Below are 12,081 nucleotides of genomic sequence, written 5' to 3' on the forward strand. Positions count from 1 at the left end.
TCACGCCTGACCGGCGGCGGACACCAGCGCCGCCACCCGCTCCACCGCGAACGCGTACCCCTGCACACCGCATCCCGCGATGACGCCGTCGGCGCGCTGCGAGACGTAGCTGTGGTGCCGGAACGCCTCGCGCTGGTGGATGTTGGAGATGTGCACCTCCACCACGGGCACGCCGTCACAGGTGTTGAGGGCGTCCAGGATCGCGACGGACGTGTGGGAGTACGCCGCGGGATTGATGACGATGCCCGCGTGGTGCTCGCGCGCCTCGTGGATCCAGTCCACCAACTCGCCCTCGTGGTTGCTCTGTCGCAGGTCCACGGTCCCGCCGTGCGCGGCCGCCGCCTCGGCGCACAGCGCCTCGACGTCGGCGAGGGTGTCCGTGCCGTAGATCTCGGGCTGGCGGCGGCCCAGGAGGTTCAGGTTCGGGCCGTTCAGGATCATGATCGGGGCGGTGGCGAGGCTGCGCGTCATAGGGGAGGTCTATCACGCCCCCCACGCGCGCGGGAGGCCGTGCAACTCGGGCCCCACGCGCACGGGAGGAGGGCGGACATCCCAGACTCGATCGCGAAGCGTTACAGCTCATCACTATGGGTAGTTGACGCGGCATGCACCGAACCGCACCACCCTCACTGCCGCGCCTCGCGGCCGCCTCGCTCGCCGGGACCGCCATCGAGTTCTACGACTTCTTCATCTACGGCACGGCGGCGGCACTGGTCCTGGGACCGCTGTTCTTCCCCACCTTCTCGCCACTCGCCGGAACCCTCGCCGCCTTCGCGACCTTCGGAGTGGGGTTCGTCGCGCGCCCGCTGGGCTCCGTCCTCTTCGGGCACATCGGTGACCGGCGCGGGCGGCGCCCCGTCCTCATCGCGTCGCTGCTCCTCACCGGCGTCGCCACGGTCGCCGTCGGCTGCGTCCCCACATACGAATCGATCGGGATCGCCGCCCCCGTACTGCTCCTCGTCCTGCGCTTTCTGCAGGGCCTCGGGCTCGGGGGCGAGTGGGGCGGCGCCGTGCTGCTGACCGCGGAGCACGCGCCGCCCGAGCGGCGCGGACTGTGGGCGAGCTTTCCGCAGGTCGGCCCGTCGGTCGGGTTCCTGCTGGCCAACGGCATCATGCTGGCCCTGTCCGCCACGCTCACCGAGGCGCAGTTCGCGGCCTGGGGGTGGCGGGTGCCGTTCTGGATCGCGGGGCTGCTCGTGGCGGTGGGCCTCGCACTGCGCAGCTCGCTCGCCGAGAGCCCGGACTTCCTGGGCGTGCGCGAGCACGCGCGCGTGCCGCTCGCCGAAGTGGTGCGCGGGCACTGGCGGCTCGTCCTGCTGACGGCGGGCGCGCTCGCGGTCGGCTATGCGGTGTTCTACGCCGTGACGACCTGGTCACTCTCGTACGGCGTGGAGGAACTCGGCGTGAGCCGTACCGTCATGCTCGGCTGCATCATGGCCGTGGTGGTGGTCAAGGGCGCCCTGACACCGGTGGTCGCCGTGCTCGGCGACCGTTACGGGCGGCGGCCGCTGTGCCTGTTCGGGTGCGCCGCGACGGCCCTGTGGATGTTCCCGATGATCGCGCTGCTCTCGACCGGGCAGCCGCTGCTGATGTTCACCGGGTTCCTGGTGGCGATGCTGGCGTTCATTTCGATGTTCGCGGTGATCGGCGCGTATCTGCCGGAGCTGTACGAGCCCCGGATGCGCTGCACGGGCGCGGCGGTCGGCTACAACCTCGGCGGGGTGGTCGGGGGCGCGCTCACCCCGATCGTGGCGACGGCGGCGGCGCAGGGGGGCGGGACGCCGTGGGGCGTGGCCGCGTATCTGACGGGCATCGCTCTGCTGAGCCTCGGCTGCTTCGCGCTGCTGCCGGAGACCCGCCCCGCTACGGTCCCCGATCCGGCTGCCGCTACGGGGTGACGGCGAGCTCCAGGAACGCCGCGAACAGCACCAGATGGACGCCGCCCTGCAGCGGTGTGGCGCGTCCGGGGACGACCGTGAGCGTTCCGACGATCACAGTGAGCGCGAGCAGCACCATGTGGGTCGAGCTCAGCCCCAGCACGAGCGGTCCCGACAGCCATACGGAGGCGACGGCGACGGCCGGGATGGTCAGCCCGATGCTGGCCATCGCCGAGCCGAGGGCGAGGTTCAGGCTGGTCTGGACGCGGTCGCGGCGGGCGGCGCGCACGGCCGCGATGGTCTCGGGAAGCAGTACGAGCAGCGCGATGATCACACCGACGACGGCGTGCGGCATGCCGGCGCTCTCCACGCCCGACTCGATCGTCGGGGACACGCCCTTGGCCAGGCCGACCACCCCGATCAGCGCGAGCCCGAGCAGCCCCAGGCTCACCATCGCCGCCTTGGAGGAGGGGCCCTTGGCGTGGCCGTCGGTGTCGATGACCTCGCCCTGCTCGGTCAGAGGCAGGAAGTACTCGCGGTGCCGCACGGTCTGGGTGGTCACGAAGATGCCGTAGAGGACGATCGAGGCGATCGCGGCGAAGGTGAGCTGGGCCGTGGAGAACTCGGGGCCCTGCTTGGTGGTGGTGAACGTCGGCAGGACCAGGCAGAGCGTGGCGAGCGTCGCGACGGTGGCGAGGGCGGCGCCGGTGCCCTCGGGGTTGAAGACGGCGACGCGGTGCCGGAGCGCGCCCACCAGGAGGCAGAGTCCGACGATGCCGTTGCAGGTGATCATCACGGCGGCGAAGACGGTGTCCCGCGCGAGCGTGGAGCTCTTGTCGCCGCCGTCGGCCATGAGGGTGACGATCAGCGCCACCTCGATGATGGTGACGGCGACCGCGAGGACGAGCGAGCCGAAGGGTTCACCGACGCGGTGCGCGATGACCTCGGCGTGGTGGACGGCGGCGAGCACCGCCCCGGCGAGGACCAGCGTCACCACGGCGACCACCACGCCGGGCAGGTTCCGCCCCCAGGTGAGGGCGAGGAGAACGATGGCGAGGACCGGCACCACGGCCGTCCACTGCGTGCCGAGCGCCCGGAGCCGAGTGACCATGACTCGATGCTGCCCCGGGCGCTCTGGTGCCGCTACTCGGTGCCTCCCGCCCGGTACCGGGCGGGAGGGGTGCCGTCAGGCCTCGACGCTGTCCTTGCGGGCGTCGTCGCCGCCCTCGGCGGCCGCCTGCTGCTCCTGCTTCTTGGAGGCGATGAGGCTGGTGATCGTGGTGATCACCAGGACGCCGCAGATGACGCCCAGCGAGACGGGGATGGAGATCTCGGGGACGTGCACCCCGTTCTCGTGCAGGGCGTGCAGGACGAGCTTCACGCCGATGAAGCCGAGGATCACCGACAGGCCGTAGCTGAGGTGGACCAGCTTCCTGAGGAGTCCGCCGATGAGGAAGTACAGCTGGCGGAGGCCCATCAGGGCGAAGGCGTTGGCGGTGAAGACGATGTACGGGTCCTGGGTGAGGCCGAAGATCGCCGGGATGGAGTCCATCGCGAAGAGCACGTCGGTGGTGCCGATGGCGAGCATGACGACCATGAGCGGCGTCATGATCTTCTTGCCGTTCTTCCTGATGAACAGCTTCGTGCCCTCGTACCGGTCCGAGACGCCGAACTTCTTCTCGATGGACTTCAGGAGGCGGTTCTCCTCCCAGTCCTCTTCCTCGTCGTCGGCGCGGGCCTCCTGGATGAGCTTCCAGGCGGTGTAGATGAGGAACGCGCCGAAGATGTAGAAGACCCACGAGAAGTTGGCGATGACCGCGGCGCCGGCGGCGATGAAGATCGCTCGCAGGACCAGGGCGATCAGCACGCCGAACAGCAGCACGCGCTGTTGCAGGTGGGAGGGGACCGAGAACTTCGCCATGATCAGGATGAAGACGAAGAGGTTGTCCACGGAGAGGGACTTCTCGGTGATGAAGCCGGCGAAGAACTCGCCGGACGCCTGGCTCTCGCCCGCGAGGAGCAGGCCGAGTCCGAAGAGCGCCGCGAGGACGATCCAGACGACCGTCCAGATTCCGGCTTCCTTGATCGACACGTCATGGGGCTTGCGCCCGATGAAGAAGTCGACCGCGATCAGGGCACACAGACCGAGAACGGTCGTTACCCACAGGGTCATTGAAACGTCCACTGCGCCTCCGGCGTCGTACGGCTACTGATCAGCGTCGTCGCTGCCGGAGGTCTCTTCCACCCGAGGCGGTTGCCGCCATGTGTCGGGCCGACGCCCCGGGACCGATGGCGGTCCGTATTGACGGGTACGTCGCAGCCGGGAGTACTCCCCTCCGCAGGTAGAAGCGTACGCGAAGTACCAAGCATTGGTAAAGGAGACGGCAAACAAGAGCCAAAAGCCCTGGTCAGGGCGGTACAAAAGTCGCTTTGGCGTCAACGTCCGCCGGTGCGTCGGGCCGTGGCGACCCGGTCGAGGAGCTGCCGCAGGATCTGGCTGTTCGACGGGATCACCGGCGGGTCGTACGTCCACGTGTGCCCGACCCAGGGGTCGGCGAGGTGGTCGTCGGGCACCGGCGTCAGCCGCAGCAGCGCACGCCACAGGGGGTCGAGCAGCGGGCCGTACGCGGCGGCGTCCTCGCGGTCGGCGACCATCATCAGGTGGACGCCGACGGCCGGGCCCTCGTCCGCGAGGTAGCGCAGCTGGGTCACGGCGCGATCGTCGAAGCCGTGCGGGAAGTCGTTGACGATCAGGAGCTGCTCGGCGATGTCCAGGTCCGGCGGCAGCGCGTCGGCGGCGGCCCCTCGAACGGCCATCTGGACCAGGTCCACGCGCTGCGTGAGCCCGCCGAGGACGTCCGCGACACCGGCCGCCCCGGTGGCGGGCGGCCCGGCGAGCACACCGGCCGTCACCAGCGGGGCGAGCGAGGCGGCGGCGGCGCCCGCCGCGTCGATGACGTGCACCTGGAACTCGCCCGCCGGATAGGCCGCGAGGAGCCGCGCCGCGTGCGCGACGGCGGTGTCCATGGCCAGCCTGCGCAGCTCGGCGGAGTCCGTGAAGGTGTTGGTCAGGGCCTTGCCGCTGTCGATCCACAGGCCGCGCTCCAGGGGCAGCCGCACGAGCATCGGGATCCGCAGGTCGACGCGCTCGGGCAGGTGGAGGTCGCCGAGACGCAGCGCCATGGGGATCTCCATCGGCGCGCGGTACGCGTGCCAGGCGGGGCTGCTCCACGACGCGTACGCCGGGGGCAGGGCGGGCTCGACGACCTCGGCCTCGGCGGCGAGCTGGGCCAGGTCGCGGTCGAGGGCGGCCCTGGCCCGGGCGACGAGGTCGGCGTGTTTGGCGCGGGCGCTCTCGCGCGCGGCGTCACCGGCGCCGCCGATGCGGCCGCGCGGGTCGGAGAGGACCTTGTCGAGCTCCTGCTCCATGCGGGAGTCGGCGAAGTCGACGGCGCTGCGGTACGCCGCCGTGGTGCGGGCCAGGTCCTCGAACATGCCCCACACCTGGTTGTAGAGCCGCTCCTCCATGGACCAGCCGGTGGCGTCGCCCGCTACCGGCCGGGCGGGCTCGCCGGGGCGGGCCGGGGGCACGGTGGGCGCGGGCGGCGGGGGTGCGGTGGTCCGGCGGCTCGGGTGCGCGTAGTTGACGGGGCCGCCGCTCGGCCGGTCGGCGGGGGCGAGGGGGGTGTCGTCGCCCGGCTGCCGTGCGGGGCGGGCCTGTGCGACGTCGGGGCGGTCCTCGGGCGGCGGGGCGGGGTGGCCGTCCTGGCCCTGGGACGCGGTGCGCACGCGGGTGCCGTCGGCGGGGCGGGGCGGCGGAGCGGCCACGGAGCGGGCCAGGCCCTGGGCCACCGCTTCGTTGATCGCGGCGGCCAGCTCGCGGGCCTCCGGCAGGCCCTGGTCGGTGAGCATGTCGGCGAGGCCGCCCGCGTACCCCTGGCCGACGGCGCGGACCTTCCAGGCGCCCTGGCGGCGGTAGAGCTCCAGGGCGACGACGGCGGACTCGGCGTCCAGATCGGTGAGGGTGTAGCTGGCGATCTCGGTGCCGTCGAGTCCGGTGACCGCGACGAAGGGGGCGGCGAGGGCGCGGAAAGTGGCCGGGCCCTCGACGCCGACGGGCAGCGCGAGCAGCACGCTGACGCGGTGAACGGTGTCCTGGAGTGCGCCGAGGTCGACGGCGAGGCGGTGGTCGGCGGCCGCCTGTTTGGACACCTCGAGGCCGGGGAGGGTGGGCGAGCCGGGGTGGGCCACCCATTCCACGCCGTGGACCCGGCCCCGGTCGTCGCCGAGCGTGGCGCCCGCGACGACGGGTCGGCCTGCCGACACGCGGATCTCCAGGCGGGTCCCGGGAAGCGGGTGGTTCTGCCCCCGCACCAGCTCGGCCGTCATCGCGTTCGTTCCCCCTCGTACGTACGGATGGTGCTTGTGGTGCCGGTGGTGCTCGTGGCGCCCGTTACTGCTTGTGGTGCTTTACAGGTGCGGCAGGATCGACGGCATCAGGTCCTGGAAGGTGCGGCCGTTGGCCGGGGTGCCGATGGCCGTCATCTGCCAGCCCGCGCCCGCACGGTGGACCTTCGCCATGATCTGCGCGGTGTACTGGCCGCCGCCGTCGAGGGTGTAGCGCGCGAGTTCCTGGCCGTTGGTCTCGTCGACCAGGCGGCAGAACGCGTTCTGCACCTCCTGGAAGGTCTGGCCGGTGAACGAGTTCACCGTGAAGACGATCTGGTCGATGTGGACGGGGATCCGCTGGAGGTCGACGAGGATCGCCTCGTCGTCCCCGCCCGCACCGACACCGCCCACGAGGTTGTCGCCGGTGTGCCGCACCGAGCCGTCGTCACTGACCAGGTGGCGGAAGAACACGACGTCCACGGGCTGCTTGTCCGCGAACAGCACCGCCGAGGCGTCCAGATCGACCTCACGGGTCCGCGAGCCGAACAGACCGCGGCGCGGAGCCGCCTGCCACCCGAGTCCCATGCGCACCGCGGACAGGGCGCCCCCGTCGTCCTTCTGCAGGCTGATGGCCTGACCCTTGGTCATGTTGACCGTCACGCGCTGTCCCCTCTCGAACTGCCTGGGCAACCGCCTCTTGCGGTTGCCCAGCACCTTATGCACTCCGACCTGCGAAGCAGCACTCCGGGCCGTACATTGTGGCGGTCTTGCAACAGACCGGGCAGTACGCCGTTTCCCGGGCCTCAGACGTGTTCTCCAGGCCCTTCCGTCACGCTCTCAGGTCGACCTCAGGCCTGGCCCGCCTCCCGCATCTGCCGCAGTTCCTTCTTCATCTCCGACACCTCGTCGCGCAGCCGGGCGGCGATCTCGAACTGCAGGTCGGCGGCGGCCGCGCGCATGCGCTCGGTCATCTCGTCGATCTGCTCGGCCAGTTCGGCCGCGGGGCGGTCGGTCGGGACGGTGTCCGCGCCCTTCTTGCCCTTCGCCTTGCCCTTGGCGGGCGCGGCGGCCTTGCCCGCCTTGGCCGCGTCGCCGCCGAGCGAAGGCACCGGGGCCTTGCCGGCCTTCGCCTTGCGGTAGTCGGAGCCGAGGAGCTGCTCGGTGTCGACTTCCTCGCGGGCGATCTGCGACACGATGTCGTTGATCTTCTTGCGGAGGGGCTGCGGATCGATGCCCCTCTCCTTGTTGTACGCGATCTGCTTCTCGCGGCGCCGGTTGGTCTCGTCGATGGCCTTCTCCATCGCCGGAGTGATCTTGTCGGCGTACATGTGGACCTGACCGGACACGTTGCGCGCCGCGCGGCCGATGGTCTGGATCAGGGAGGTGCCTGAGCGCAGGAAGCCCTCCTTGTCGGCGTCGAGGATCGCCACGAGGGAGACCTCGGGGAGGTCGAGTCCCTCGCGGAGGAGGTTGATGCCGACCAGGACGTCGTACTCCCCCGCCCGCAGCTCGCGCAGGAGCTCCACGCGGCGCAGGGTGTCGACGTCGCTGTGCAGATAGCGGACCTGGATGCCGAGCTCCAGGAAGTAGTCCGTGAGGTCCTCGGCCATCTTCTTGGTGAGCGTGGTGACCAGGACGCGCTCGTCCTTCTCGGTGCGCGTGCGGATCTCGTGCACCAGGTCGTCGATCTGGCCCTCGGTGGGCTTGACGACGACCTCGGGGTCGACGAGGCCGGTGGGTCGGATGATCTGCTCGACGAAGCCGTCGCCGCGCGAGAGCTCGTACTTCCCCGGGGTCGCCGAGAGGTAGACCGTCTGGCCGATGCGGCCGAGGAACTCCTCCCACTTCAGTGGGCGGTTGTCCAGCGCGGAGGGCAGCCGGAAGCCGTGGTCGACGAGGGTGCGCTTGCGGGAGGCGTCGCCCTCGTACATCGCGCCGATCTGCGGGACCGTGACGTGCGACTCGTCGAGGACCAGGAGGAAGTCCTCCGGGAAGTAGTCCAGGAGGGTGTTCGGGGCGGTGCCCGGGGCGCGGTCGTCGAAGTGCATCGAGTAGTTCTCGACGCCGGAGCAGGAGCCGATCTGGCGGAGCATCTCCAGGTCGTACGTCGTGCGCATGCGCAGGCGCTGGGCCTCCAGCATTTTGCCCTGCTTCTCCAGCTCGGCGAGGCGCTCGGTGAGCTCCTTCTCGATGCCGGTGACGGCCTTCTCCAGGCGCTCGGGACCCGCTACGTAGTGCGAGGCCGGGAAGACGTACAGGTGGTCGTCGTCGCTGATGACCTCGCCGGTGAGCGGGTGCAGGGTGGAGAGCGCCTCGATCTCGTCGCCGAACATCTCGATGCGCACGGCCAGCTCTTCGTAGACCGGGAAGATCTCGATGGTGTCGCCGCGGACGCGGAAGGTGCCGCGGGTGAACGCCAGGTCGTTGCGCGTGTACTGGATGTCGACGAAGCGGCGCAGGAGCTGGTCGCGGTCGATCTCCTCGCCGACCTTGAGGGGGACCATGCGGTCCACGTACTCCTGCGGGGTGCCGAGGCCGTAGATGCAGGAGACGGAGGCGACCACGACCACGTCGCGGCGGGTCAGCAGCGAGTTCGTGGCGGAGTGGCGCAGGCGCTCCACCTCCTCGTTGATGGAGGAGTCCTTCTCGATGTACGTATCCGACTGCGGAACGTACGCCTCCGGCTGGTAGTAGTCGTAGTACGAGACGAAGTACTCGACGGCGTTGTTCGGCAGGAGCTCGCGGAACTCGTTCGCCAGCTGGGCGGCCAGTGTCTTGTTCGGCGCCATCACGAGGGTGGGGCGCTGGAGCTTCTCGATCATCCACGCGGTGGTGGCGGACTTGCCGGTGCCGGTCGCGCCGAGTAGGACGACATCCTTCTCACCCGCACGGACGCGCCGCTCCAGGTCGGCGATGGCGGTCGGCTGGTCGCCGCTGGGCTGGTACGGACTGACGACCTCGAAAGGTGCCACCGTGCGTTCGATCTTGGATACGGGCCGCATGGAATCAACCGTACGACCCCGCACTGACAACGGGGCGGGACCGGCCGTCCGGCGGCGCTCCGGTTCGGTCCTGCGGGGCGCCGCGGGGTGCGCCCGTGCTCACCAGTTCTGCGGGGTGCGGGAGCCGGGGCGGGTGCGGGAGCGGGGGCGGGTCCTGCGGCGGGAGACGGGCACGTGGCGGTCGCCGGAGCGCGGGACGGGGTAGGACTGCCGGGTGCGGTTGCCGTTCGCGGGGTTCCTGACGTCCGCCTGGCCGCCCATCACCATGAGCGGGTCGAACATCACGATGACGCCCGCGAGGAGCAGGAAGGCCAGCGGCCCGATCATCATGGGCGCGAGGATCTCGGCGGGCGAGTCGCCGGGCGGGGCGGCGCCCGAGCCGTGCAGATGGACGCTGAGGCCCGCCATGCCCATGTAGTGCATGCCGCTCACGGCCAGCCCCATGACGAGGCTCGCGCCGAGGCTCCACAGGATTCCCCTGACCTGCCCGGCCGCCCAGAGCGCGGCGGTCGCGGCGACCATGGCGATCACCACGGACGCGGCGACGGTCAGCGTGTTGTACTCCAGCGTCCCGCGCAGACGCATACCGGCCATTCCCAGGTAGTGCATGGTGGCGACGCCGAGTCCCGTGATCGTCCCGCCGGTGAAGAGGGCGGTGCCGGTCGCGCCGCGGTAGCCGACGATGAAGATCCCGATGCCGACCATGACGATGGCGACGGCGAGACTCGCGAAGGTCAGCGGCTTGTCGTAGTGGATCGGGGCTTCCTCGACGGTGAAGCCCATCATCGCCACGAAGTGCATGGTCCAGATCCCGGAGCCGATCGCGGCCGAGCCGAGTGCCAGCCAGCCGGGTCGCCAGGAGTGCTCGACGAGGAGCGATCTGGTCGTGCAGCGCAGCCCGAGCGCCCCTCCCAGACACGCCATGAGGTAGGCCACCACCGGCGTGACGACTCCGTAGCTGAACCCGTCGACCGTGCCCTGCATGCCCGGTAGCCCTTCTGCCTGTGGTGACCAAATGCCCTGAATACGCCCCATACACCCCCTGCCGACGGACATCTGAAAGGCCGTCGGCTGAGGCTGAGAGTAAAGCTCAGCCCGGAACGTAAGAACGATTTTCCGGCAAAGAATCGCCATCCCCACGCGCGGGGTCCTTGTCCTTGACGACTCCGTTCAACCTGTGGCCATCCTGCACCTGTCTCCCGTTGGCCGTGGACTGTCACTCTCGAGCGGTCCGCGATCACACGACGCGAGGAGTACCCGTGTACGCACGTGCTGCCGTCACCACCGCTGCCCTCCTGGGAGCCGGTGCACTCGTCCTCCCCACCGCCACCGCCGGCGCGCAGACCCCGGCGCCCAGCGCTGTCCAGCACGACCAGCCGCTCGTCGTCGCTCACCGCGGCGCCTCGGCCTACGCCCCCGAGAACACCTTCGCGGCCATCGACAAGGCCCGCGACATGGGGTTCCGCTGGGTCGAGAACGACGTCCAGCGCACCAAGGACGGCGAGCTGGTCATCATGCACGACGACACCCTGAAGCGGACGACGAACGTCGAGGAGCTCTACCCCGACCGCGCCCCCTGGAAGGTCAAGGACTTCACGGCGGCCGAGATAGCCAGGCTGGACGCGGGCAGCTGGTTCAGCAAGAAGTACGCCGGTCAGCGCGTGCCGACCCTGAAGCAGTACATGCGGCGGGTCTCGCACAACCACCAGAAGCTGGTCTTCGAGTTCAAGAAGCCCGAGCTGTACCCGGGCATCGAGAAGCAGGGCCTGCGGATCCTGCGCAATGAGGGCTGGCTCGACAAGCACCACGTGAAGAGCAAGCTCGTCATCCAGAGCTTCAGTGCGGACAGCGTGAAGACGGTGCACAAGCTGCGGCCCGACGTGAAGACCGGCTTCCTCGGCACCCCCGCGGTCGCCGACCTGCCCGCATACGCGCGCTTCGCGGACCAGATCAACTCGACGCACACGTCCATCTCGGCCGCGTACGTCTCCGCGATCCACTCCCTCAAGGGCCCGCACGGCAAGCCGCTGGAGATCTTCACGTGGACCGTGAACGACGCGCCGAACGCCAAGCGGGCCGCGGGCTTCGGCGTGGACGGGATCATCACCAACACGCCGGACGTGGTGCGCAAGGCGCTGCGCGACGGCTGACGGCGCCGGCTGCCGTCGCCTGAGGGCGTTGTCAGTGGGCGGTCGTACGGTGTCGCTATGAACGCCACTGCGCAGGACCGGCGTACGGCCGCCGTGTGGGCCGTCGTCAACAGCGACATCGGCCCGCTGCTGCTCGCCGCGACCGACGACGGACTGGTCACCGTGGGCTTCCATGCCAGGGAGGCGGTGCGCGAGAAGACCCTGGACCGGCTCGGCTCCCGCTTGGGCGCCGAGCCGGTCCACGCGCCGGACTCGCCCCTGCTCGCCGGGCCGACGGCGCAGCTCCGGGAGTACTTCGCGGGCGAGCGGCACGACTTCGAGCTGCCGCTCGACTGGTCCCTGGTCACCGGCTTCAACCGTCAGGTGCTGCGCGAACTCGCCTCCGGCGTGCCGTACGGCGCGGTGGTGGGCTATGGGGACCTCGCCCGCCGTGTCGGCAGTCCGGGCGCGGCCCAGGCCGTGGGTCTCGCGATGGGTGCCAACCCGCTGCCGGTCGTGGTGCCGTGCCACCGCGTGGTGGAGAGCGACGGCGGAATCGGGGGCTTCGGAGGCGGCCTGGAGACCAAACGACAGCTGCTCGCTCTGGAAGGGGTGCTTCCCCAGCCACTGTTCTGACCGGAGCCTGTCCGATCCGGCGAGAGCCTGGCCGACAGTTCTCTGTTT

Annotated in this window: 10 protein-coding genes; 3 read left to right on the forward strand and 7 right to left on the reverse strand. The window is 70.3% G+C overall.

The window, feature by feature from the left end; translation table 11 throughout:
- Nucleotides 1-471, reverse strand: a complete 471-nt coding sequence (gene aroQ / locus NOO62_RS10290; RefSeq protein WP_268770577.1) for a type II 3-dehydroquinate dehydratase — start codon at nt 469-471, stop codon at nt 1-3.
- Between the two features lie 134 nt (nt 472-605).
- Here aroQ and NOO62_RS10295 point away from each other — a divergent pair, with 134 nt between their 5' ends.
- A complete protein-coding gene (locus NOO62_RS10295) occupies nt 606-1,898 on the forward strand; it encodes an MFS transporter (protein WP_268770578.1) in 1,293 nt (430 codons plus the stop codon).
- On the opposite strand, the gene NOO62_RS10300 is transcribed toward NOO62_RS10295, so the two are convergent.
- The 6 genes from NOO62_RS10300 to NOO62_RS10325 all read right to left on the reverse strand — a co-directional run bounded on the left by NOO62_RS10300 (nt 1,888) and on the right by NOO62_RS10325 (nt 10,252).
- Nucleotides 1,888-2,988 (reverse strand): calcium:proton antiporter, encoded by a 1,101-nt coding sequence (locus NOO62_RS10300; RefSeq protein ID WP_268770579.1) that lies wholly within the window; start codon nt 2,986-2,988, stop codon nt 1,888-1,890. The genes NOO62_RS10295 and NOO62_RS10300 overlap by 11 nt on opposite strands.
- A gap of 75 nt (nt 2,989-3,063) precedes the next feature.
- The gene (locus tag NOO62_RS10305) at nt 3,064-4,062 is read right to left on the reverse strand and encodes a TerC family protein (protein ID WP_268770580.1); all 999 of its coding nucleotides are present in this window, start codon (nt 4,060-4,062) and stop codon (nt 3,064-3,066) included.
- Nucleotides 4,063-4,313: 251 nt separating this feature from the next.
- On the reverse strand, nt 4,314-6,266 hold the full coding sequence (locus NOO62_RS10310) for a TerD family protein (protein ID WP_268770581.1): 1,953 nt from the start codon (nt 6,264-6,266) through the stop codon (nt 4,314-4,316).
- Between the two features lie 81 nt (nt 6,267-6,347).
- Nucleotides 6,348-6,926 (reverse strand): TerD family protein, encoded by a 579-nt coding sequence (locus NOO62_RS10315; RefSeq protein WP_268770582.1) that lies wholly within the window; start codon nt 6,924-6,926, stop codon nt 6,348-6,350.
- A gap of 188 nt (nt 6,927-7,114) precedes the next feature.
- Nucleotides 7,115-9,268: an excinuclease ABC subunit UvrB gene (gene uvrB, locus NOO62_RS10320; protein ID WP_268770583.1), complete on the reverse strand. Its 2,154-nt coding sequence runs from the start codon at nt 9,266-9,268 to the stop codon at nt 7,115-7,117.
- Between the two features lie 99 nt (nt 9,269-9,367).
- Nucleotides 9,368-10,252, reverse strand: coding sequence for an MHYT domain-containing protein (locus NOO62_RS10325; protein ID WP_268770584.1), 885 nt, complete (start codon nt 10,250-10,252; stop codon nt 9,368-9,370).
- 275 nt (nt 10,253-10,527) lie between these two features.
- Here NOO62_RS10325 and NOO62_RS10330 point away from each other — a divergent pair, with 275 nt between their 5' ends.
- Nucleotides 10,528-11,418 (forward strand): glycerophosphodiester phosphodiesterase family protein, encoded by an 891-nt coding sequence (locus NOO62_RS10330; protein WP_268770585.1) that lies wholly within the window; start codon nt 10,528-10,530, stop codon nt 11,416-11,418.
- A 57-nt stretch (nt 11,419-11,475) separates the two neighbouring features.
- Nucleotides 11,476-12,033 carry a methylated-DNA--[protein]-cysteine S-methyltransferase gene (locus NOO62_RS10335; RefSeq protein ID WP_268770586.1) on the forward strand — a complete coding sequence of 186 codons (558 nt, stop codon included), beginning with the start codon at nt 11,476-11,478 and terminating at the stop codon, nt 12,031-12,033.
- Nucleotides 12,034-12,081 lie beyond the last annotated feature (48 nt).

It is taken from the genome of Streptomyces sp. Je 1-369 (assembly GCF_026810505.1).
GTDB lineage: Bacteria > Actinomycetota > Actinomycetes > Streptomycetales > Streptomycetaceae > Streptomyces.